This is a genomic window from Pseudomonas sp. UBA6753 (assembly GCF_002453565.1).
Taxonomy (GTDB): domain Bacteria; phylum Pseudomonadota; class Gammaproteobacteria; order Pseudomonadales; family Pseudomonadaceae; genus Aquipseudomonas; species Aquipseudomonas putida_Z.
The window spans coordinates 38,325-61,348 of the sequence record NZ_DKHD01000026.1; the positions used below are offsets into that span (position 1 = coordinate 38,325).

Annotated in this window: 20 protein-coding genes; 14 read left to right on the forward strand and 6 right to left on the reverse strand. The window is 65.2% G+C overall.

Annotated features, from left to right (window positions below):
• Positions 1-84: 84 nt before the first annotated feature.
• Both ilvA and B2790_RS09835 read left to right on the forward strand, forming a co-directional pair.
• On the forward strand, positions 85-1,599 hold the full coding sequence (gene ilvA / locus B2790_RS09830; RefSeq protein ID WP_085664328.1) for a threonine ammonia-lyase, biosynthetic: 1,515 nt from the start codon (positions 85-87) through the stop codon (positions 1,597-1,599).
• A gap of 148 nt (positions 1,600-1,747) precedes the next feature.
• A complete protein-coding gene (locus B2790_RS09835) occupies positions 1,748-2,173 on the forward strand; it encodes a DUF2269 domain-containing protein (protein WP_286918737.1) in 426 nt (141 codons plus the stop codon).
• Positions 2,174-2,303: 130 nt separating this feature from the next.
• On the opposite strand, the gene B2790_RS09840 is transcribed toward B2790_RS09835, so the two are convergent.
• Positions 2,304-2,960 (reverse strand): HAD family hydrolase, encoded by a 657-nt coding sequence (locus B2790_RS09840; protein ID WP_286918738.1) that lies wholly within the window; start codon positions 2,958-2,960, stop codon positions 2,304-2,306.
• Positions 2,961-3,101: 141 nt separating this feature from the next.
• Here B2790_RS09840 and B2790_RS09845 point away from each other — a divergent pair, with 141 nt between their 5' ends.
• A complete protein-coding gene (locus B2790_RS09845) occupies positions 3,102-3,581 on the forward strand; it encodes an RNA pyrophosphohydrolase (RefSeq protein ID WP_003249017.1) in 480 nt (159 codons plus the stop codon).
• Between the two features lie 22 nt (positions 3,582-3,603).
• Positions 3,604-5,883 carry a phosphoenolpyruvate--protein phosphotransferase gene (ptsP, locus tag B2790_RS09850; RefSeq protein WP_013974668.1) on the forward strand — a complete coding sequence of 760 codons (2,280 nt, stop codon included), beginning with the start codon at positions 3,604-3,606 and terminating at the stop codon, positions 5,881-5,883.
• Positions 5,884-6,033: 150 nt separating this feature from the next.
• Here the strand turns inward: ptsP and B2790_RS09855 are convergent, their stop codons facing one another.
• The gene (locus tag B2790_RS09855) at positions 6,034-6,780 is read right to left on the reverse strand and encodes an NRDE family protein (protein ID WP_286918739.1); all 747 of its coding nucleotides are present in this window, start codon (positions 6,778-6,780) and stop codon (positions 6,034-6,036) included.
• A 129-nt stretch (positions 6,781-6,909) separates the two neighbouring features.
• Between B2790_RS09855 and B2790_RS09860 the strand changes: the two genes are divergently transcribed.
• The 3 genes from B2790_RS09860 to B2790_RS09870 are packed head-to-tail and all read left to right on the forward strand — an operon-like array spanning position 6,910 to position 9,538.
• Entirely contained in the window at positions 6,910-7,692 is a 783-nt protein-coding gene (locus B2790_RS09860; protein ID WP_024087873.1) for a sulfite exporter TauE/SafE family protein, read from the forward strand.
• Between the two features lie 16 nt (positions 7,693-7,708).
• Positions 7,709-8,515, forward strand: coding sequence for a prolipoprotein diacylglyceryl transferase (gene lgt / locus B2790_RS09865; RefSeq protein ID WP_013974665.1), 807 nt, complete (start codon positions 7,709-7,711; stop codon positions 8,513-8,515).
• Positions 8,516-8,566: 51 nt separating this feature from the next.
• The gene (locus B2790_RS09870; protein ID WP_238067043.1) at positions 8,567-9,538 is read left to right on the forward strand and encodes a thymidylate synthase; all 972 of its coding nucleotides are present in this window, start codon (positions 8,567-8,569) and stop codon (positions 9,536-9,538) included.
• A gap of 118 nt (positions 9,539-9,656) precedes the next feature.
• Here the strand turns inward: B2790_RS09870 and cadR are convergent, their stop codons facing one another.
• Positions 9,657-10,100 (reverse strand): cadmium resistance transcriptional regulator CadR, encoded by a 444-nt coding sequence (cadR, locus tag B2790_RS09875; protein WP_016712550.1) that lies wholly within the window; start codon positions 10,098-10,100, stop codon positions 9,657-9,659.
• An 84-nt stretch (positions 10,101-10,184) separates the two neighbouring features.
• Here cadR and B2790_RS09880 point away from each other — a divergent pair, with 84 nt between their 5' ends.
• The 6 genes from B2790_RS09880 (at position 10,185) to B2790_RS09905 (ending at position 18,007) form a co-directional block, all read left to right on the forward strand.
• Positions 10,185-12,398 carry a heavy metal translocating P-type ATPase gene (locus B2790_RS09880; RefSeq protein ID WP_286918740.1) on the forward strand — a complete coding sequence of 738 codons (2,214 nt, stop codon included), beginning with the start codon at positions 10,185-10,187 and terminating at the stop codon, positions 12,396-12,398.
• Positions 12,399-12,407: 9 nt separating this feature from the next.
• Positions 12,408-13,277, forward strand: a complete 870-nt coding sequence (locus B2790_RS09885; protein ID WP_238067041.1) for a LysR family transcriptional regulator — start codon at positions 12,408-12,410, stop codon at positions 13,275-13,277.
• Positions 13,278-13,496: 219 nt separating this feature from the next.
• A complete protein-coding gene (locus tag B2790_RS09890; RefSeq protein WP_286918741.1) occupies positions 13,497-14,555 on the forward strand; it encodes a putative 2-aminoethylphosphonate ABC transporter ATP-binding protein in 1,059 nt (352 codons plus the stop codon).
• A gap of 1 nt (position 14,556) precedes the next feature.
• Positions 14,557-16,281: a putative 2-aminoethylphosphonate ABC transporter permease subunit gene (locus B2790_RS09895; protein ID WP_286918742.1), complete on the forward strand. Its 1,725-nt coding sequence runs from the start codon at positions 14,557-14,559 to the stop codon at positions 16,279-16,281.
• Between the two features lie 18 nt (positions 16,282-16,299).
• Positions 16,300-17,325 carry a putative 2-aminoethylphosphonate ABC transporter substrate-binding protein gene (locus B2790_RS09900; RefSeq protein WP_085592463.1) on the forward strand — a complete coding sequence of 342 codons (1,026 nt, stop codon included), beginning with the start codon at positions 16,300-16,302 and terminating at the stop codon, positions 17,323-17,325.
• Positions 17,326-17,458: 133 nt separating this feature from the next.
• On the forward strand, positions 17,459-18,007 hold the full coding sequence (locus tag B2790_RS09905; RefSeq protein ID WP_286918743.1) for a phosphonate degradation HD-domain oxygenase: 549 nt from the start codon (positions 17,459-17,461) through the stop codon (positions 18,005-18,007).
• Between the two features lie 109 nt (positions 18,008-18,116).
• On the opposite strand, the gene B2790_RS09910 is transcribed toward B2790_RS09905, so the two are convergent.
• Positions 18,117-19,481, reverse strand: coding sequence for a GTPase/DUF3482 domain-containing protein (locus B2790_RS09910; RefSeq protein ID WP_286918744.1), 1,365 nt, complete (start codon positions 19,479-19,481; stop codon positions 18,117-18,119).
• Positions 19,474-20,865, reverse strand: a complete 1,392-nt coding sequence (locus B2790_RS09915; RefSeq protein WP_286918745.1) for a DUF2868 domain-containing protein — start codon at positions 20,863-20,865, stop codon at positions 19,474-19,476. Before B2790_RS09915 ends, B2790_RS09910 begins: the two co-directional genes overlap by 8 nt.
• Positions 20,866-20,919: 54 nt before the next feature.
• On the opposite strand from B2790_RS09915, the gene B2790_RS09920 reads away from it, so the two are divergent.
• Complete coding sequence (locus B2790_RS09920) at positions 20,920-21,435, forward strand: dihydrofolate reductase (RefSeq protein WP_013974654.1); 516 nt, start codon at positions 20,920-20,922, stop codon at positions 21,433-21,435.
• A 142-nt stretch (positions 21,436-21,577) separates the two neighbouring features.
• Here the strand turns inward: B2790_RS09920 and B2790_RS09925 are convergent, their stop codons facing one another.
• The gene (locus B2790_RS09925) at positions 21,578-22,969 is read right to left on the reverse strand and encodes an L-cystine transporter (protein WP_075046670.1); all 1,392 of its coding nucleotides are present in this window, start codon (positions 22,967-22,969) and stop codon (positions 21,578-21,580) included.
• Positions 22,970-23,024 lie beyond the last annotated feature (55 nt).

Here is a 23,024-nt window from a genome sequence, read left to right on the forward strand (position 1 = left end):
CTCGGGCGGCTTTGCTGTGGTCGCCCGACGTAGCGCTGGGGTAGACTCCCAGCCCTTGTCCCGCGGCCCAGTGATGCATTCCCGATGCTCGAACAGTACGTCAAGAAGATCCTCACCTCGCGCGTCTACGACGTTGCGGTCGAAACCCCGCTGCAGAGCGCCGGGCAGCTGAGCAAGCGCCTGGGCAACCAGATTCTGCTCAAGCGCGAAGACCTGCAGCCGGTGTTCTCGTTCAAGATCCGCGGGGCCTACAACAAGCTGGCCCAACTGACCCCGGAAGAACTGGCCCGTGGCGTGGTCACCGCCTCGGCCGGCAACCACGCCCAGGGCCTGGCCCTGGCTGCGCGCGAGATGGGCATCAAGGCCACTATCGTGATGCCCAAGACAACCCCGGAAATCAAGGTTGAAGGCGTGCGTTCGCGGGGCGGCAAGGTGGTGCTGCATGGCGACTCGTTCCCCGAGGCGCTGGCCTATTCGCTGAAACTGGTCGATGAAAAGGGCTTCGTCTACGTGCACCCCTACGACGACCCGCACACCATCGCCGGGCAGGGCACCGTGGCCATGGAGATCCTGCGCCAGCACCCAGGCCAGTTGGACGCGATCTTCGTGCCGGTGGGTGGCGGTGGCCTGATCGCCGGCATTGCTGCCTACGTGAAGTACCTGCGCCCGGAAATCAAGGTGATTGGCGTCGAGCCGGACGACTCCAACTGCCTGCAGGCGGCCATGGCGGCCGGCGAGCGCGTGGTGCTGCCGCAGGTCGGGCTGTTCGCCGATGGCGTGGCGGTGGCTCAGATCGGCCAGCACACCTTCGATATCTGCCGCCATCATGTGGATGAAGTGGTCACCGTCAGTACCGACGAGATCTGCGCGGCTATCAAGGATATCTACGATGATACCCGCTCGATCACCGAACCTGCCGGTGCCCTTGGCGTGGCGGGCATCAAGAAGTACGTCGAACTGTACGGCGTGGCCGGGCAGACCCTGGTGGCCATCGACTCCGGTGCCAACGTCAACTTCGACCGCCTGCGCCATGTGGCCGAGCGTGCCGAGCTGGGTGAAAAGCGCGAAGCGATCATCGCCGTGACCATCCCCGAACGCCCGGGCAGCTTCAAGGCCTTCTGCGAGGCTATCGGCAAGCGCCAGATCACCGAGTTCAACTACCGCAAGCACACCTCCGACGAGGCGCATATCTTCGTCGGCGTGCAGACCCACCCGGAAAACGACCCGCGTGCGGCACTGGTACAGCAACTGACCGAGCAGGGCTTCCCGGTTACCGACCTGACCGACAACGAGCTGGCCAAGCTGCATATTCGCCACATGGTCGGTGGCCATTCGGCCGGTGCCAGTGACGAGATGGTGCTGCGCTTCGAGTTCCCCGAGCGGCCGGGGGCGCTGTTCAACTTCCTCAACAAGCTGGGCGGGCGCTGGAACATCTCGATGTTCCATTACCGCAACCATGGTGCCGCTGACGGGCGCGTGGTGGCGGGGTTGCAGGTGCCGGAGGACGAGCGCCACCTGGTGCCGGCGGCGCTGGCGAAGATCGGCTACCCGTACTGGGACGAGACTGACAACCCGGCTTACAAGCTGTTCCTGGGCTGAGCGGCTAAGCTGGGGCTGATGGCCCTTTCGCGGGCTTGCCCGCTCCCACAGGTACTGCGCAGGCTTCAGGGCCTGTGATATCCCTGTGGGAGCGGGCAAGCCCGCGAAGAAGCCTGCACAAAATGGCCTGCTTAAGGACAACCGAGACATGGAACACCTGACCACCCTCAAGACCCTGCACATCCTCGCCACCGCGCTCCTGCTGCTGGGTGCTCTGGGCCTGGCGCTCTGGACCGTGCGCGCCCGCCGCCAGGGCGATGCCGAGGCCTACGCCAAGCTGCTGCGTCGGCCGCTGGTGTTCGTCTGGCTGGTGATGGGCCTGTGCCTGGTGAGCATGCCGTTCACCGGCTGGTGGCTGGTGCACCTGGTGGGCTGGCCGCTGGGGCAGACCTGGGTGCTGGCGTCCAGCTTCATCTATACGCTGGGCGCGTTTGCCGTGTGGTGGCTGCTGGTGCGGCTGAACCGGCTGCGCAAGGCCGAGGTGGTGGGGTTGCGCTTTACCTTGGCACTGGCGGTGTTCAGTGGGGTTTGCTTCCTGTCCATCGCCGGGTTGATGGGGGCCAAGCCGGTCTGACAGCTTTGTGCTGTATGTGCCGGCCTCTTCGCGGGCGCGCCCGCTCCCACAGGTACGGCGCAGCCCTCCAGGCTTGTGGGGATCCCTGTGGGAGCGGGCATGCCCGCGAAGAGGCCGCTACAGGAAAACCTCAATCCCGCAGCGAAACCACCGGCCACCCACGCATCTCGGCCTCCGCCCGCAGCTTCGGGTCGGGGTCTACCGCCACCGCATGCGCCACCCGCTGCAACAACGGCAAATCGTTCATCGAGTCGCTATAGAAATAGCTGTCCTCAAGATCGAAGCCGTTCTCCAGCATCCAGCGCTCCAGCCGCGTCACCTTGCCTTCACGGAAACACGGTATATCGGTACTACGCCCGGTATAGCGGCCATCACGCATCTCGCATTCGGTCGCCAGCAACACGCGAACTCCCAGGCGCCGGGCAATCGGTGCGGTGACGAAACGGTTGGTGGCGGTGATGATCACCAGCTGGTCGCCGACCTCGCGGTGCTGCTGCAGCAAGGTCAGCGCCTTGGGCAGGATGATCGGCTCGATGCAGGCGCGCATGAAGTCGCGGTGCCATTCGTCGAGCTGGGCTACCGGTGTTGCCGCAAGGATCTCCATGGAAAAGGCCAGGTAGGCCTGCAGGTCCAGGGTGCCGTTCAGGTAGTCCTGGTAGAAGCCATCGTTGCGTTGCTTGTAGGTAACCGGGTCAAGGATGCCGCGCTGGCAAAGGTAGTCACCCCAGGCATGGTCGCTGTCGCCACCGAGGAGGGTATTGTCCAGGTCGAATAAAGCCAGGCGCATCGCGGTCACTCGCATAAGCCACAGGGTAGGCCCGCAGAATACGGAGTTTTCACGCTGCTGCACATAAGCTTGGCGGGCGCGTTGCTGCGCTCGCAAGCTTTGTGGAACAATGCGGTGACATGCGTTTGCGAGGTTGCTGCCGTGATCGACCCGGATGGTTTTCGCCCCAATGTCGGGATCATTCTCACGAATGATGCCGGGCAGGTGCTATGGGCTCGACGGATCAACCAGGATGCCTGGCAGTTTCCCCAGGGTGGCATCAACCCTGACGAGACGCCGGAAGATGCCCTGTACCGCGAGCTGAACGAAGAAGTTGGCCTTGAACGCGATGATGTGGAAATTCTTGCCTGCACCCGTGGCTGGTTGCGTTATCGTTTACCCCAGCGACTGGTGCGTACGCATAGCCAGCCGCTGTGCATCGGCCAGAAGCAGAAGTGGTTCCTGCTGCGTCTGGTCAGCAACGAACAACGGGTGCGGATGGATCTGACCGGCAAGCCGGAATTCGACGGCTGGCGCTGGGTCAGCTATTGGTATCCGCTGGGCCAGGTTGTGACATTCAAGCGCGAGGTCTACCGACGCGCCCTGAAAGAGCTAGCACCGCGTCTGCTGACGCGCGACTGACGACGGAGTTCGACCCCGAGCCATGCTCAATACGCTGCGCAAGATCGTCCAGGAAGTAAACTCCGCCAAAGATCTCAAGTCGGCGTTGGGGATCATTGTCTTGCGTGTCAAGGAGGCCATGGGCAGCCAGGTCTGCTCGGTCTACCTGCTCGACCCGGAAACCAACCGCTTCGTGCTGATGGCCACCGAAGGCCTGAACAAGCGCTCCATCGGCAAGGTCAGCATGGCCCCCAACGAAGGCCTGGTCGGCCTGGTCGGTACCCGGGAAGAGCCGCTGAACCTGGAAAACGCTGCCGACCACCCGCGTTACCGCTACTTTGCCGAAACCGGCGAGGAAAAATTCGCCTCCTTCCTCGGTGCGCCGATCATCCACCACCGCCGCGTGGTCGGGGTATTGGTCATCCAGCAAAAGGAGCGCCGCCAGTTCGACGAGGGCGAAGAAGCCTTCCTGGTCACCATGAGCGCCCAGCTGGCAGGGGTTATCGCCCACGCCGAGGCCACCGGCTCGATCCGTGGCCTGGGCCGCCAGGGCAAGGGTATCCAGGAGGCGCGCTTCGTCGGTGTACCGGGCTCGCCTGGCGCCGCCGTGGGGCGCGCAGTGGTGATGCTGCCGCCAGCCGATCTGGAAGTGGTACCGGACAAGACCGTCGATGACATCGACGCCGAGCTGAAGCTGTTCCAGAACGCCCTCGAAGGTGTGCGCGACGATATGCGCAAGCTGTCGGCCAAGCTGGCCACCCAGCTGCGCCCGGAGGAGCGTGCACTGTTCGATGTGTACCTGATGATGCTCGAAGACGCGGCCCTGGGCGGTGAGGTGACCGAAGTCATCAAGACCGGCCAGTGGGCCCAGGGCGCCCTGCGCCAGGTGGTGGGCGAGCACGTCAACCGCTTCGAGCTGATGGACGATGACTACCTGCGCGAGCGCGCCTCCGACGTCAAGGACCTGGGCCGGCGCCTGCTGGCCTACCTGCAGGAAGCCCGCGCGCAGTCGCTGGTGTATGCCGACAACACCATCCTGGTCAGTGAAGAGCTGACCCCGGCGATGCTCGGCGAAGTGCCGGAAGGCAAGCTGGTCGGCCTGGTCTCGGTACTGGGCTCGGGCAACTCCCACGTCGCCATCCTGGCTCGCGCCATGGGCATCCCCACGGTGATGGGCCTGGTCGACTTGCCTTATTCCAAGGTCGACGGCATCGAGATGATCGTCGACGGCTACAAGGGCGAGGTGTTCACCAACCCCAGCGAAGTGCTGCGCAAGCAGTACAGCGACGTGGTCGAGGAGGAGCGCCAGCTGGCCCAGGGCCTGGATGCCCTGCGCGAACTGCCGTGTGTTACCCCGGACGGCCACCGCATGCCGCTGTGGGTCAACACCGGTCTGCTCGCCGACGTGGCCCGTGCCCAGCAGCGTGGCGCCGAAGGGGTGGGGCTGTACCGCACCGAAGTGCCGTTCATGATCAACCAGCGCTTCCCCAGCGAAAAAGAGCAGCTGGCCATCTACCGCGAGCAGCTGGCGGCCTTCCACCCGCTGCCGGTGACCATGCGTACCCTCGACATCGGTGGCGACAAGTCGCTGTCGTACTTCCCGATCAAGGAAGAAAACCCGTTCCTCGGCTGGCGCGGGATCCGCGTCACCCTCGACCACCCGGAAATCTTCCTGGTGCAGACCCGCGCCATGCTCAAGGCCAGCGAGGGGCTGAACAACCTGCGTATCCTGCTGCCGATGATTTCCGGCATCCACGAGCTGGAAGAGGCGCTGCACCTGATCCACCGCGCCTGGGGCGAGGTGCGTGACGAAGGCACCGATGTGCCGATGCCACCGGTTGGCGTGATGGTGGAAATTCCTGCGGCGGTGTACCAGACCAAGGAGCTGGCGCGGCAGGTGGACTTCCTGTCGGTCGGTTCCAACGACCTGACCCAGTACCTGCTGGCGGTGGACCGCAACAACCCGCGGGTCGCCGACCTGTACGACTACCTGCACCCGGCGGTGTTGCAGGCGCTGAACACGGTGGTGCGCGACGCCCATGGCGAAGGCAAGCCGGTGAGTATCTGCGGTGAGATGGCCGGTGACCCGGCAGCGGCGATTCTGTTGATGGCCATGGGCTTCGACAGCCTGTCGATGAACGCCACCAACCTGCCGAAGGTGAAGTGGATGCTGCGTCAGGTGAATATGAGCAAGGCCAAGGAGCTGCTGGTGGAGGCCTTGAGCCATGACAACCCGCAGGTTATCCACAGCTCGCTGCAACTGGCCCTGAAAAACCTTGGGTTGGCGCGGATGATCGGGCCTGGGGCCAATAAAACCCTCTGAGTGTGAGGTGGCCTGTTCCGGCCTCTTCGCGGGTTTGTGGGAGCGGGCTTGTGGGAGCGGGCGTGCCCGCGAAGCAGGCGACTCGGTGTATGGCACCGGCTTCGCCGGTGTTCGCGGGCTCGCCCGCTCCCACAAAGGCCAGCACAGTGATCAGACTGAAAGCTCGACTTCTCCCAAATGCCCACCAAATGGCCCGAAACTGCGCTCAATAAGCAGCCTTTTCCCCTGATCATCCACAATCAGCACCGTACTCGCCCGCGTCCCGTAGTTCTGGCTGGCAATGAACACACTCGACAGCAGCTTCTCGGTCGCCAACCCCACGCCCGTCTCCGGCAACTCGCCCTCCGGCGCCGGTTCGGCATCGGCCAGCAACGCCAGCAAGCGCTGTGGCTCCGGCGTTTCCAGTAGCCCCTCCAGCCCACTGCGCGCCTTCACCAGCTTCGGCCAAGGCGTATCCAGCCCGGCATTGGAAAGCCCGTAAACCCCGGCCTCCAGCAAGCGCGGCGCCGCGTCCCGGGCATGCAGATAGCCCAGCTGTCGCCCATCGCCCACCAGCAGGTTGAACCCTGAATACTGCCTGCTGCGGCTGGCCACCTGGTCCAGATAGGCCTCGACCCCCAACTCACCCAGCAGATACGCCGCCACCAGCTCGCCCCGCGAGCGCGGCCCCAAAGCCTGCGCCGGGTCGCGAATATTGGTCAGCGCCGCGAACCGCCCCTGCGGGCCGACGCCCAGCCAGGTGCCGCCGGCCTCCAGGTCGCGCCCGGCATATACCCCGGGAGCATCCTCCCAGGCCGCCAGGGCCTGGGTGGGGCGGGCATAGAACTCATCGCGGTTGGCCGCCACGATCAGCGGCAGGGCATGCCCCGGCCGCCAGGCGAATACGATCAGGCACATCGGTCGGGCCTCTGGGTTTTTTGCCACTGTACCCACAGCGGCGGGGAGGATCCATCCTGACACACTGTTCACTAGAGCCCCGAGCCCGGCTTCCGTTACCATGCCGCATTGTTTTTTCGGGGAAGACGAATGGAATTCGTGCTCTATCTGCTGTTGGGCGCCTGCGCCGGTGTGCTGGCCGGGCTGTTCGGCGTGGGCGGCGGTATCATCATCGTGCCGGTGCTGGTGTTCAGCTTCACCTTGCAAGGTTTCGATGCCTCGGTGCTGACCCACCTGGCTGTCGGTACATCGCTGGCAACCATCGTCTTCACCTCGATCAACGCCGTGCTCGAGCACCATCGCAAGGGCGCGGTGCAATGGCCGATCTTCGCCTGGATGACCCTCGGCATCCTCCTCGGGGCCGGTGTCGGCGCCAAGACCGCCTCGCTGATCCAGGGGCCACTGCTGCAAAAGATCATCGGTGTGTTCGCCCTGGTCATCGCCGCGCAGATGGCCCTGGACCTCAAGCCCAAGGCCAGTCGCGGCATCCCCGGCAAGCCCGCGCTGATCGGTGCAGGTGGGGTGATCGGCTGGGCTTCGGCCATTTTCGGCATCGGCGGCGGTTCGCTGACCGTGCCGTTCCTGACCTGGCGCAGCCTGCCCATGCAGCAGGCAGTGGCCACGTCTTCGGCCTGTGGCCTGCCGATTGCCTTGGCCAGTGCCCTGAGTTTCATGCTGCTGGGTTGGCACGAGGAGCACCTGCCGGCCCACAGCCTGGGTTACGTGTACCTGCCGGCGCTGCTCGGCATTGCCGTGACCAGCATGTTTTTCGCCCGCTTCGGCGCGCGCCTGGCGCACAAGCTGTCGCCACGTTTGTTGAAACGCCTGTTCGCAGCCCTGCTGTTCTGTGTCGGCCTCAGCTTTTTGATTTGAATCGAGAGGAAGTTCCATGCTGCCTTACCCGCAGATAGACCCCGTGGCCGTGGCCATCGGGCCGCTGAAAATCCATTGGTACGGCCTGATGTACCTGGTCGGCATCGGCGGTGCCTGGCTGCTCGCCTCGCGCCGGCTGAACCGCTTCGACCCCACCTGGACGCGCGAAAAGCTCTCCGACCTGGTGTTCTGGCTGTCGATGGGTGTGATCGTCGGTGGTCGCCTGGGTTACGTGCTGTTCTACGACCTGCACGCCTACCTGGCCAATCCGACGCTGATCTTCGAGGTGTGGAAGGGTGGCATGTCGTTCCACGGCGGTTTCATCGGCGTGATGCTGGCGGCCTTGTGGTTCGGCAAGCGCAACAACAAGTCGTTCTTCGAGCTGATGGACTTCGTCGCGCCGCTGGTGCCGATCGGCCTGGGGGCCGGGCGCATCGGCAACTTCATCAACGCCGAGCTGTGGGGCAAGGCCACCGACGTGCCATGGGCGATGGTCTTCCCGCCGTTCAGCGACCCGGCGCAGCTGCCGCGTCACCCATCGCAGCTGTACCAGTTCGCACTCGAAGGTGTGGCGCTGTTCCTGATTCTCTGGGCGTTCTCGCGCAAGCCGCGGCCGACCATGGCGGTATCCGGCATGTTCGCGCTGTTCTACGGCATCTTCCGCTTCATCGTCGAATTCGTCCGCGTACCGGATGCCCAGCTTGGCTACCTGGCCTGGGGCTGGCTGACCATGGGTCAGATTCTGTGCGTGCCGATGATCCTGGCTGGCCTTGGCCTGATCTGGTGGGCTTATAATCGCAAGCCTACGGCGAAACCCGCCTGATTAATCCCACGGCAGAGGCGATCCCCCTGCCGTTTTTGCTACAGGTAAGCCATGAAACAGTATCTGGACCTGGTCCGCGACGTCATCGACAACGGCACGCTGCAGGGCAACCGCACCGGCATCCGCACCATCAGCCTGCCGGGCGCCATGCTGCGTTTCGACTTGCAGAAGGGCTTCCCGGCCATTACCACGCGCAAACTGGCGTTCAAGTCGGCGATCGGCGAAATGGTCGGTTTCCTGCGTGGCGTGAAGAACGCCGGTGAATTCCGCGAACTGGGCTGCAAGGTCTGGGACCAGAACGCCAACGAGAACGCACAGTGGCTGGCCAACCCGTTCCGTCAGGGCCATGACGACCTTGGCGAGATCTACGGCGTGCAATGGCGCCAGTGGCCGGGCTACAAGCGCATCCCGCTGAGCAACCCGGCGGCCATCGAAATGGCCGAGAAGGCGGGCTTCCGCCGCATCGCCCAGGACGAGGAGGACGGCGTCGCGTTCGTCATCCTGTACAAGGCCATCGACCAGGTGCGCCAGTGCCTGGACACCATCGCCAACGACCCGGGCAGCCGCCGTATCCTGTTCCACGGCTGGAACTGCGCGCAGCTGGACGAAATGGCCCTGCCGCCGTGCCACCTGCTGTACCAGTTCCACCCGAATGTGGAGACCAGGGAAATTTCCCTGACCCTCTACATCCGCTCCAACGACCTGGGCCTGGGTACGCCGTTCAACCTCACCGAAGGCGCGGCGCTGCTGTCGCTGTTCGGCCGCCTGACCGGCTACACCCCGCGCTGGTTCACCTACTTCATCGGCGATGCCCATGTATATGAGAATCACCTGGACATGCTCAACGAGCAGCTCAAGCGTGAGCCGCTGGAAGCGCCGAAGCTGGTGATCAGCGACCGCGTGCCGTCGTTTGCCGAGACGGGCAAGTACGAGCCGGAGTGGCTGGAGAAGATCGAGCCGAGCGATTTCTGGCTGGAAGGGTATGAGCACCATGCGCCGATGACGGCGCCGATGGCGGTCTGACAGATCTCCATTGCCTGAACTGGCCTATTCGCGGGCACGCCCGCTCCCACAGGTACTCCACAGGGCCAAGCCTTGTGCGGTCCCTGTGGGAGCGGGCGTGCCCGCGAATGCTTTCGGCTTAATGCCCATGACTTCGCCCCACATGCGAATGCTCGGTATCCGGCACCGATACCGCCCCGTTCGTCTCCAGTTGCTGCAAGATCGCGCATTCCGCCCCTTGCGCATTGCAGCGCCGTCGCAGCTCTACCAGCTGTTCCTGCAACGCCACCAGACCATCGATCCGTGCCTGTACATGCTCGATATGCTCGTCGATCAGCGCATTGACGCTGCCGCACGAATCATCGGGGCTGTCGCGCAGGCGTAGCAGGCTGCGGATTTCATCCAGGGTCATGTCCAGGGTGCGGCAGTTGCGGATGAACGTCAGCCGCTCGACGTGGGCCTGGGTGTACAGCCGGTAGTTGCCGTCGCTTCGCGCCGGCTCCGGCAGCAGCTGTTCACGCTCGTAGTAGCGGATGGTTTCCACGGCGCAGTCGGTGGCTTTGGCCAGTTCTCCGATCTTCATCACGAAATTCTCCAGCAAGTGGCTTGACCCTATAGTGGCTACAGGGTGTTCACTTGGCAACAGGCTCAAATTAAGGATGACCCCATGAACCAGCCTGTCAGCCACGAACACAAGCACGATCACCACGCCCACAGCTGCTGTGGCAGCGCTGCTGCGCCAGCCTTGATCCAGCTGAGCGAAAAGGCCAGCAGCCACGCCCAGTTCAGCCGTTTTCGCATCGAGGCCATGGACTGCCCTACCGAGCAGACCCTGATCCAGGACAAGCTGGGCAAGCTGGCCGGTATCGAGCAGCTGGAATTCAACCTGATCAACCGTGTGCTTGGCGTGCGCCACACCCTGGGTGGCACTGCTGAAATCGAGCAGGCCATCGACAGCCTGGGCATGAAGGCCGAGCCGCTTGGCGCCGAAGACGATGGCACGGCCAGCGCGCCACAAGTGGTCAAGACCCGCTGGTGGCCGCTGGCGCTGTCCGGTAATGCCGCGATCGCCGCCGAAATCGTGCACTTTGCCGCGCTGGCCCCGGAGTGGGTGGTGGCGGCGCTGGCGCTGGCAGCGATCCTCGGCTGTGGCCTGGGCACCTACAAGAAGGGCTGGATCGCCCTGAAAAACCGCAACCTCAACATCAACGCGCTGATGAGCATTGCCGTGACTGGCGCGGTGCTGATCGGCCAGTGGCCGGAAGCGGCCATGGTGATGGTACTGTTCACCGTCGCCGAGCTGATCGAAGCCCGCTCGCTGGACCGCGCGCGCAACGCCATTGGCGGCCTGATGCAGCTCACCCCGGACATGGCCACCGTGCGCCAGGCCGATGGCCAGTGGCGGGAAGTGGAGGTGCGGGAGGTGGCCATCGGGGCCCTGGTGCGGGTACGCCCCGGCGAACGCATTGGCCTGGACGGTGAAGTGACCAGCGGGCAATCCACCGTCGATCAGGCGCCGATCACCGGCGAAAGCCTGCCTGTGGAGAAGGCTGTGGGCGACAAGTTGTTCGCCGGCACCATCAACCAGGCAGGGGCGCTGGAGTTCCGCGTTACCGCTGCTGCCGGGCAATCGACCCTGGCGCGGATCATCAAGGCCGTCGAGGAAGCGCAAGGCGCGCGGGCGCCTACCCAGCGTTTCGTCGACCGCTTCTCGCGCATCTACACTCCGGTAGTGTTCGCCATTGCCCTGGCTCTTGCGGTGATACCGCCGCTGTTCATGGCCGGTGCCTGGTTCGACTGGGTCTATCGCGCTCTGGTGCTGCTGGTGGTGGCCTGCCCATGCGCCCTGGTGATCTCGACCCCGGTGACCATCGTCAGCGGCCTGGCTGCCGCCGCGCGCAAGGGCATCCTGATCAAGGGTGGCGTGTACCTGGAAGGCGGGCGCCAGCTGGACTTCCTGGCCCTGGACAAGACCGGCACCATCACCCACGGCAAGCCGGTGCAGACCGACGCCAAGGTACTGGAGCCGCTGTTCGAAGGCCGCGCGCAAGCCCTGGCCGCCAGCCTGGGCGAGCGTTCGGACCACCCGGTTTCCCGCGCCATTGCCCAGTTCGGCAAGGAGCAAGGCCTGGCCTTGAGCGAGGTCGATGACTTCGTCGCCCTGGCCGGGCGCGGCGTGCGCGGTACCATCGCGGGTAAGGTTTACCACTTGGGTAACCACCGTCTGGTCGAGGAGCTGGGGCTGTGCTCGCCCGAGCTCGAGGCCCAGCTGGATGCGCTGGAGCGCCAGGGCAAGACCGTGGTGCTGCTGCTCGACCGCTCCGGCCCGTTGGCGCTGTTCGCGGTGGCCGACACGGTCAAGGAAAGCAGTCGCCAGGCCATCGCCGAGCTGCACGAGCTGGGCATCAAGACTGTCATGCTGACCGGTGACAATCCGCATACCGCCCAGGCCATCGCCACCGTGGTGGGCATCGACCGTGCCGAGGGCAACCTGCTGCCTGCCGACAAGCTCAAGAGCATCGAAACGCTGTACGCCCAGGGCCATCGGGTGGGCATGGTCGGTGACGGCATCAATGACGCCCCTGCGCTGGCTCGGGCCGAGATCGGTTTTGCCATGGCGGCGGCCGGTACCGACACCGCCATCGAGACCGCCGATGTGGCGCTGATGGACGACGACTTGCGGAAAATCCCGGCCTTCGTCAGGCTGTCGCGCCAAAGTGCGGCGATCCTCATGCAGAACATCGTTCTGGCGTTGGGCATCAAGGCGATATTCCTGGCGATCACCTTTGCCGGCATGGCCACCATGTGGATGGCGGTGTTCGCCGACATGGGCGTGAGCCTGCTGGTGGTGTTCAACGGCTTGCGCCTGTTGCGCAAATAGAGGACGTGCATGCTGAGTTCGGAGCTTAAAGCCTTCTACATGGTGGCCCGCCTGGGCAGCATCACCCTGGCGGCGAAGAAGCTCGGCCTCAGCCAGCCCACGGTGACCACGCAGATTCGCAACCTGGAGAGCCAGTACGCGGTGGAGCTGTTCTACCGCGGCGGGCGGCGCCTGGTGCTGAGCGAGGAGGGCGTGCGCCTGCTGCCGATGGTCAAGGCACTGCTGCAGCAGGAGGCCGACATCGAGTTCGAGCTGCGCAACAGCGGCCAGGCCCAGGGCAGCTTGCGCATTGCGGCCACGGCGCCTTACTACATTCTCGACCTGGTGAAGATCTACCGCGAACGCCTGCCGCAGGTGGAAGTGGCGGTGGAAATCGGCAACTCGCAGCAGGTGCTGGAGATGCTCGAGGACTACCGGGTGGATATCGCCGCTTCGTCGCAACTGCTGGAAGACGCGCGGCTGGTGCGGCGGGTGCTGGGGACTGACCCGTTGGTGGTGGCGGTGCATCGCAACCACCCGCTGGCACACCGCCAGGCGGTGTCCATTGATGTGGTGGCCGGCCATTGCCTGCTGATGCGCGAGAAGGGCTCGACCACACGCAAGCTGACTGAGCAGATGATGCAGGAGGCCGGGGTGAAGGCCGGCGCCTTGCTGGAGATTGGCAGCCGCGAATCGATCCGTGAGGCGGTACTGCGCAATATCGGCATCAGCGTGATTGCCCGGCACGAGGTGCCGCACAACCCTGAGTTGCGGGTGCTGGCGCTGGAGAACGCGCCGGTGATGCATGAGTACCTGTATTGCCTGAAGGAGCGGCGCCAGGCCCGGTTGCCGGCGGCCTTCCTTGGGGTGGCGCAGGAAGTGGCCGGTTCACAGTTCTAGACCTGTGTTGGCCTCTTCGCGGGCTTGCCCGCTCCCACAGGTACTGCGCAGGTTTTGAATTTTGTGAAGATCCTGTGGGAGCGGGCGTGCCCGCGAAGAGGCCAACACAGGCCACTACAAAATCTGCCTATACCACTATCACCCGCTTTTGCCCTAAAGCCACAGAACCTTCGCACAGCCTTCCTAGCATGGCCCCCATCTCTTCGATGAGGCCCTGCCATGAACCACACCACCCCCGGCGCACAGATGAAAGTGCGCAACATCCACAAGCGCTTCGGCGCCTTCACGGCGCTGAACGATGTCTCGCTGGACATCGCCGCCGGCGAACTGGTGTGCCTGCTCGGGCCGTCCGGCTGCGGCAAGACCACGCTGCTGCGCTGCATCGCCGGCCTGGAGCGCCAGGACCGCGGTACGTTGTACATCGGCGAGCGCGATATCTCGGAGCTGCCACCCCAGGCCCGTGACTACGGCATCCTGTTCCAGTCCTACGCGCTGTTCCCCAACCTCACCGTCGAAGCCAACATCGCCTATGGCCTGACTGGCAGCGGCCGCGATCAGGCCCGCCAGCGAGTGGCCCAAATGCTCGAACTGGTGGGCCTGGCCGGCAGCGAGAAGAAATACCCCGGTCAGCTTTCCGGTGGCCAGCAGCAGCGTGTGGCCCTGGCCCGCGCGCTGGCACCGTCGCCGTCGTTGCTGCTGCTGGACGAGCCGATGTCGGCGCTGGACGCCCGGGTGCGCGAGCACCTGTGCACCGAACTGCGCCAGCTGCAGCGCCAGCTGGGTATCACCACGCTGATGGTCACCCATAACCAGGACGAGGCCATGCTGATGGCCGACCGCATTGCGGTGATGAACAACGGCCAGGTCGAGCAGTACGCCACCCCGCAGGAAATCTACGACCAGCCGGCCACGCCGTTCGTTGCCGAGTTCGTCGGCCAGGGCAACTGGTTGCCGTTCCAGCGCAGCAGTGACAGCCATGCCCAGGTCGGTGGCATGAACATGCGTCTGGCACCAGGTTCGGCCCGACCCAGCAGCGGCCGGCTGTTCTGCCGCCCGGAGGCGATCACGGTCAACCCGGCGGTGCACGAAGAAAACCTGTTCCCGGCCATGGTCCGTGAAATCACCTTCCTCGGTAACCGCTGCCGCATGAGCTTCGAGCTCAAGGCGCTGCCTGGCCATGCACTGCTGGCGGAGCTGGCCCCCGAGGCCATGCCGCGGCTGGGCTCGCAGGACATCTGGGTGGCGCTGCCGCCGCAGAGCCTGCAGGTGTTTGCCTGAGATGGCCGCGCCAATGTCCCTGCCGCTGAGCCAGGCCAAGGCCACGCCGCGTGCTGGCGTCGCCCTGGGCGACCGGTTGTTCGTCGTCGGCGGCAAGAGCCTGCTGCTGATCCTTCTGGTGCTGGCGGTGCTGATGCCGCTGCTGGCGATCTTCTGGCGCGGCTTCAGCGCAGAAGCGGGCCAGGGTGGTGGCCTGCTGGCGGCCCGCGAACTGTTGGCCAGTGAAAACTTCCACTGGCTGCTGGGCAACAGCCTGTCGGTGGCCTTCACGGTGGCAGCCATCGTGGTGCCGCTGGCCTACATGTTCGCCTATGCCCTGCAACGCACGCTGATTCCGGGCAAAGGCCTGTGGCGGGGGATTTCGTTGCTGCCGCTGCTGGCGCCGTCAATGCTGCCGGCCATCGCCCTGGTCTACCTGTTCGGTAACCAGGGGCTGCTGCGCGGGTTGCTCAGCGACAACATCTATGGCTTCTGGGGCATTGTGCTGGGCGAGGCCATCTACACCTTCCCGCATGCCCTGATGATCCTGCTGTCGGCGCTGTCGCTGGCCGATGCACGCCTGTTCGACGCAGCGTCCAGCATGGGTGCCGGCCCTTGGCGAGCGTTCACCAGCATCACCTGGCCGGCCACGCGCCAGGCAGTATTCGCAGCGTTCTGCCTGGTGTTCACCCTGACCATCACCGACTTCGGTGTACCGGTCGTGGTCGGTGGCGACTATCAGGTGCTGGCGCTGGAAGCCTACAAGGCGGTGGTCGGCCAGCAGCAGTTCGGCCGCGGCGCGTTGATCGGCATGGTGCTGCTGTTGCCGGCGCTGTTCAGCTTTACCGTCGATGCCTGGCTACGCCGGCGCCAGGGCGAGGCCATGAGCGGCCGTGCCCAGGTGTTCGAGCCCAAGCCGTCGCGGGGCCGTGATGCCTGCTTCCTGGCGATCGTGCTGCTGGTGTGCGCGGCATTGCTGCTGGTGATCGGCATGGCGGTGTATTCGTCGCTGGTCACTTTCTGGCCCTACAACCTGTCGTTGTCGCTGCGTCACTACAGGTTCGAGGACACCGCCGGTGGTGGCTGGCTGGCCTACCGCAACAGCGTGACCATGGCCATCGGCACCGCGCTGATCGGCAGCATCGTGATCTTTACCGGGGCCTACCTGATGGAGAAGACCCAGGGCCAACGCCTGCTCAACCAGGCGCTGCGCCTGCTCAGCTTCATCCCCATGGCCGTGCCGGGCCTGGTGCTGGGCCTGGGCTACGTATTCTTCTTCAACCTGAACGGCAACCCGCTGCATGTGTTCTACGGCGGCATGGGGCTGCTGGTGGTGTGCACCGTCGCCCACTACCTGACCACCGCGCAGATGACCGCGACCACCGCCCTGCGCCAGCTCGACGGCGAGTTCGAGGCCGCCGCGCTGTCGCTGAAGGCGCCGCTGTACAGGCACTTTCTGCGGGTGACCGTGCCGATCTGCCTGCCGGCGCTGCTGGACATCATTCGCTACCTGTTCGTCTCGGCGATGACCACCGTGTCGGCGGCAATCTTCCTGTACAGCCCCGACACCATCCTGGCTGCCGTCGCCGTGCTGAACATGGATGACGCCGGCAACGTCGGTGGTGCCGCCGCCATGTCCACCCTGATCCTGCTGACCAGTGCCGGCGCTTCACTGCTGCTGGCCGCAGCCTCACGCGGCCTGCTGCGCCGCTCCCAAGCCTGGCGCCAACGCGCCGCGACCGTCTGACCTGTAAGGAACCTACCCATGTACAAGCACCTTGCACTTGCCGCTGCCGTTTCCGCCGTGTTCAGCCTGCAGGCTTCGGCCGCTGGTACCCAGCTGACGGTCTACACCGCCCTGGAAGCCGAACAGCTGAAGAGCTACAAGCAGGCCTTCGAGAAGGCCAACCCGGACATCGAGATCAAGTGGGTTCGTGACTCCACCGGCATCATCACCGCCAAGCTGCTGGCCGAGAAAGACCGCCCGCAAGCCGACGCAGTGTGGGGCCTGGCTGCTTCCAGCCTGGCCATCCTCGACCAGAACGGCATGCTCGAAGCCTACGCACCGAAGGACCTGGGCAAGATTGCCGCCAATTACCGCGATGCTGCCAACCCTCCAGCCTGGGTCGGTATGGACGTGTGGGCCGCGACCATCTGCTTCAATACCATCGAGGCCGAGAAGCAGGGCCTGAGCAAGCCGGTGAGCTGGCAGGACCTGACCAAGCCCGAGTACAAGGGCAAGATCGTCATGCCGAACCCGGCTTCGTCCGGCACCGGCTTCCTGGATGTCAGTGCCTGGTTGCAGACCTTTGGCGAGCCGCAGGGTTGGGCATACATGGATGCACTGCACCAGAACATCGGCCAGTACGTTCATTCCGGTTCCAAGCCGTGCAAGCTTGCCGCAGCGGGTGAATTCCCGATCGGTATCTCGTTCGAGTACCCGGCCGTGCAGCTCAAGCGCCAGGGCGCGCCGCTGGACATCGTGCTGCCGAAGGAAGGCCTGGGCTGGGAGATCGAGGCGACTGCGGTGATCAAAGGTTCGCCAAAAGCGGATGCGGCCAAGCGCCTGGCTGATTTCTCGGCAAGCCCGGCGGCCATGGAGCTGTACAAGGAGAACTTCGCCGTGCTGGCTGCACCGGGTATTGCCAAGCCGCAGACCGAACTGCCGGCGGACTATGAACAGCGCCTGATCAAGAACGACTTTGCCTGGGCCTCGAAGAACCGTGACCAGATCCTGGCCGAGTGGCGCAAGCGCTATGACGGCAAGTCGGAGAAGGTGGCTCAGCAGTAGCCTGCACCGGCCGCTTCGCGGGCTCGCCCGCTCCCACAGGTACCGCGCAGTCGTTCAGCTGTGTGCGATCCTTGTGGGAGCGGGCATGCCCGCGAAGAAGCCACTGCTGCAATCCAGCCAGGAATAAACAGTGATGCCCACCCCAGCCCAGATCATCGACAGCACCTTCGCGCTGTACGAACGCCACGGTAGTGACGACTACATCGGCGAAGCCATCACCCAGCTCGAACACATGTCCCAGGCCGCGCAACTGGCCATGGCCGAAGGCTTCGACGACGAAGTGGTGCTGGCGGCGTTCTTCCACGACATCGGCCACCTGTGCGGCGGTGACGCCAGCATGGGCGGCTATGGCGTGGTCAGCCATGAGCGCATCGGCGCCGAGTATTTACGCCGCTGTGGTTTTGGCGAACGTATGGCGCGGCTGGTGCAGTATCACGTGGAGGCCAAGCGCTACCTGACTTTGCGCCAGCCTGGGTATTACCAGCGTTTGAGTGAGGCGAGCCGGCGGACCTTGGAGTATCAGGGGGGCGTGATGAGCGAGGGCGAGGCGGATGTGTTCGAGCGGGATCCGCTGTTCGAGGTGAGCTTGCGGATGAGGGAGTGGGATGAGCGGGCCAAAGTGGTCGGGGTGGCGGTGATTGACCTGGATGGGTTGAAGCAGAGGGCTTTGGCACTGCTTTGAGAGATGGGCTGCCTGTGCCGGCCTCTTCGCGGGCACGCCCGCTCCCACAAGTACCACGCGCAAACCCTGTAGGAGCGGGCATGCCCGCGAAGAGGCCAGACCTGCCCACTCAAAATTGTGAAACCAGCGCCTCCAGCTGTTCCTGCCGCTCAGCCTGGTTCAGCTTCGCCCCAGGGTTCAGAGTGGACCACTGCGGATGCGCCCGCGCCTTGGTCAGCGCCTCCGGCAACTTGCCCTCCCGCCAGGCCTTCTCATCCAGTTCCCCCAGCCGAATGCTGTCCTGCGCCGCATGCCCGCGGTTTTCCAGCGCCACCATCAACTGCTGCTGACGCAACGCCAGCAGGCGCAGCACCGTGTCGTCCACCGTCAGCTCGCGCTTGCCCTTGAGCTTGCCCATCAACCGCGACCCATAGTTGCGCGCCGTCTGCAGCGCGCCGCCGGCAATCGCCCCGGCCAGGGCGGCAGCCCCCAGTGTCAGGCCGCCGACCAGCAGGTCTACCCCGGCACCCGCCGCAGCACCGGCGGCCACACCACTGCCCAAGCGCACGCCCAGCAGCTTCAAGGTTTCGGGATTGAACAGGTCATCGCCCCAACGGCCATCCAGCAACGGCAGGTCGCTGGCATGGGCGTCCTCGCGGCGGAAGGCATACAGCTTGAGCAGTGCCTCGACACAGCGCTGCTCGCGCTGGCGCACCTCTTGCCGCAATGCCTCGATGGCCCGGGCTTCGGCAGCCGGTTCGGCCTCGACGCTGCGCCGGCAGGCAGCGCAGTCCAGCAGCAGCTCGGCAATCAGGCGCTTGCCGCTGTGCCGACGCGCCAGGCGCTGTGCCTGCTGGTCGTCGATCAGCCGCTGCAGGGCCGGGCGGGCGTCTTCCAGCAGCAGGGCCAGGCTTTCGTACAACCGGCGCTCGCCATCCTCTGGCGGGGCCACGCTGTCGAACCGCACCAACGCGTGAAGCCCAAGCCTGGCAAGGGCTTCACGCCATTGCGGCTCGCGGTGCTGGTGGCTGGCGACGAAGTTGAGCACCGGTAGCAGCGGCTTGCCGCAGCTGGCCAGCACTTCCAGTTCGTCGCGGTATTTGGCCAGTACCGGTTCGCGGGCGTCGATCACATACAAACCGGCATTGCTGGCCAGCAACTGGCGCAGCACCTTGGCCTCCTGCTCGAAACGCTGGCGTGCCTCGCTGCCTTGCAGAAAGCGCTCGAGGCGGGCCGGGCCGTCCAGGCGCTCGCCCGGGCGCTCCAGGCGTTCGAGGTAGTCGAGCAGGGCGATGGCGTCTTCCAGGCCCGGGGTATCGTACAGCTCGAGCAAGGGTTCGCCGTCCACCGACAGCCGCGCACCTTCCACATGGCGGGTGGTGCTGGGGCGGTGGGAAACCTCGCCAAAGCCGACGTCACGGGTCAGGGTGCGCAGCAGCGAGGTCTTGCCGACGTTGGTGTGGCCGACCACGGCCAGTTTCAGCGGCTCAGTCATGGCCATGCTCCAGCCAGGTCAGCGGCGAGGTATCGGCATGCGCCAGGCCAAGGCGGTCGAGGGCTTCGTGCCAGTCGCCCAGGCGCTGGGCGTCCAGGGCCTCGCCCGGTGCGGCCTGCAGTAGCCAGATGCGGGTGGCGCCGGCATTGCGTGCCAGCTCGGCGAGCAGCGCCAGGCTGCCGCGGTCGGGCGAACGGCGCGGGTCGCAAGCGATGGCCAGGCGTGCCGGCGGAAAACGGCTGAGCTGTTCGAGCAGGCGGTTGCGCGATTCGCGGCTGTCGAGCACGCCGGCACTGGTCACGCATTTCGGTAGGGCGGGTGGCCAGGGGTGCTGGTCGTCCAGCTCCAGGCCGACCAGCAGGGCACCGCTGCTGCCGCTTTCCAGCTGGCCAGCGGCAAACTGCGGCAAGGCTTCGGGCGCGGCATCCTGGACGCCGATGCGTTCGCTGCGCGGCATCAGCGCTTCACGCAGCTGCGCGTAGCCGGGCAGGCTGAGGTCCAGCGCCAGGCGTTGGCGGCCTTGACGCCAGCGCCACAGGCACACCCCGGCCAGCAGCAGACGCGGCAGCAGGCCGTACACCAGCACCACGCCAAGCAGCCAGCTGGCCCAGGCCTGGCGCGCCAGGTCCAGGGCCGGCTGGCTGTCGCCGCTGGCGCGGATCATGGTCTCGTCGGGTACCGTGAAGCCCAGCAACGAAGGCAGCGCGCCCAAGGCTTGGGTCAGGTGGATGAACGGGTCGGCGGCGAGCAGGGTGGTCTCCCAGACAAAGCCATAGCGCCGGGTCGCCAGCAAGGCCAGCAGCATGCCCAGTGCGGTGATCATCGCCAGCAGCCACAGGCCATGCACCAGCAGGCCGAGCAGCCAGCGGTTCAGGCGCTGGCGTTGCAGCAGCACCAGCAGCGCCGGTGCCAGGTGCGCGGCCTTGGCGTCACGGGCAAAGCGTTCGCTCAGCCACAGCCACAGGCGGCCCAGCCCCGCGCCATGCTCGCCGCTCAGGGCAAAGCCGATGGCCCAGCCCAGCAGCATCAGCAGGTTCAGGCCGAGCAGGCTGCCCAGGGCCCAGAACACATTCACCGGGCGCTGCCCGTCGCCCAAGGCGGCCAGTGCCAACCCTGCGCCGCTGAGCATGGCCAGCACCAGCAAGGCCAGCAGTGCCAGGCGGGCGCCCTGTTTCCAGTGGCGCAGGGCGGTGCTGATGCCGTCGCGTTCGGCCAGGAACAGGGCACGGGTTTCGATGCGGGCCGCCAGATCACCGCCTGCCTGGCGGGCGCGGCGGTTGGCTTCCTGGTCCTCCAGGGGGCCGGCATGTTCCTCGCGCAGGCGTACCGCTTCGGTGAGCCAGCGCTTGTCCAGTGAAGTCGGTGCGGTCACAAGGTCTTCCATTGCACAGGTCAGGGCAGAAGCATAACCCACACGCCCGGTGCTATCCTCGCTGGCATGAATACATCACTCCCCCTCAGCCTGATCGCGGCTCACGCCGAGAACCGCGTGATCGGCATCGACAACTCCATGCCCTGGCATCTGCCGGGGGACTTCAAGTACTTCAAGGCCACTACCCTGGGCAAGCCGATCATCATGGGGCGCAAGACCTGGGACTCGCTGGGCAGGCCATTGCCCGGGCGGTTGAATATCGTCGTCAGCCGGCAGGCAGGGCTGGAACTGGCGGGGGCCGAGGTGTTCGGCTCGCTGGAAGAGGCGCTGGTGCGGGCCGAGCAGTGGGCGCGGGAGGCCGGTGTCGATGAGCTGATGCTGATTGGCGGGGCGCAGCTGTATGGGCAGGCGCTGGAGAAAGGGCTGGTCAGCCGCATGTACCTGACGCGGGTCGAGTTGTCGCCGGAAGGGGATGCGTGGTTCCCTGAGTTTGATCGGGGGCAGTGGACCTTGGTGTCGAGCGAGGCGCAGGCTGAGGAAGGCAAGCCTGGGTATCATTTCGAGGTCTGGGACAAGGTTTGAGATTGCCGGGGCTGCCTTGCAGCCCTATCCGACCGGTCCGGCGCCCCGGCAAGGCCGCTCCTACATTGATCGGCGTACGCTGGGCCATTGTAGAAGCGGCCTTGTGTCGCGACAGGGGCGCAACGCGCGCCCCGGCAATCTGTCAGGAGTGGCTCAGCTCGGCATGTTCATCGCCAGCCAGCACATCCTTGTCGGTCTCTTTCAGCAGTTGGCTGGTCACCACCCCTGCGGTCATCGAACCGTTCACGTTCAACGCCGTGCGGCCCATGTCGATCAGCGGTTCCACCGAAATCAGCAACGCCACCAGCTCCACCGGCAAGCCCATGGCCGGCAGCACGATCAGCGCGGCGAAAGTCGCACCGCCACCTACGCCGGCAACACCTGCAGAACTCAAGGTGACGATGGCCACGAGGGTGGCGATCCACAGCGGGTCGAAGGTATCGATACCCACCGCCGGCGCCACCATCACCGCCAACATGGCGGGATAGAGGCCGGCGCAGCCGTTCTGGCCAATGGTGGTACCGAAGGATGCGCTGAAGCTGGCAATCGACTGCGGTACGCCCAGGCGGCGGGTTTGCGCTTCGATGTTCAGCGGAATGCTGGCGGCGCTGGAGCGGCTGGTGAAGGCGAAGGTCAGCACCGGCCACACCTTGCGGAAGAAGCGCAGCGGGCTCACGCCGGTGGCGGCGAGGATAACGCCGTGCACCACGAACATCAGCGCCAGGCCCAGGTACGACACCACCACGAAGCTGCCCAGCTTGAGGATGTCTTCCATGTTCGAGCTGGCCACCACCTTGGTCATAAGCGCCAGCACGCCATACGGGGTCAGCTTCATCACCACCCGCACCAGGCGCATCACCCAGGCCTGCAGGGTGTCGATGGCCGACAGCGCGCGTTCGCCTTTCTCGGCATCGTCCTTGATCAGCTGCAGCGCGGCCAGGCCGAGGAACACGGCAAAGATCACCACGCTGATGATCGAGGTCGGCTTGGCCCGTGCCAGGTCACCTACCGGGTTGCTGGGGATGAACGACAGCAGCAGTTGCGGGATGTTGAGGTCGGCGACCTTGCCGGCGTAGTCGCTGTGGATAACCTGCATGCGCGCGCTTTCCTGCGCGCCGGCCACCAGGCCTTCGGCGCTCAGGCCGAACAGGTTGGTCAGGACAATGCCGATCAACGCGGCGATGGCGGTGGTCAGCAGCAGGGTGCCAATGCTCAGCACACTGATGCGGCCCAGTGACGAGGCATTGTGCAGGCGTGCCACGGCACTGAGGATCGAGGCGAAGATCAGCGGCATGACGATCATCTGCAACAGGCCGACGTAGCCGTTGCCGACCAGGTCGAGCCAGCTGATGGTGGCCTTGAGTACGGGGTGGCCAGCGCCATAGACGGTATGCAGGATCAGGCCGAACACCACGCCCAGCACCAGGCCCAGCAATACTTTCCTGGCCAGGCTCCAGTCGGTGCGGCGGGTTTGTGCCAGGCCCAGCAACAGGGCCAGGAACGCCAGCAGGTTAAGGGACAGCGGCAGGTTCATTGAAGCTCCAGCAAAAAAAAGCAGAAGAGGCATCGCCTCTGTGAGCGATTGCGAA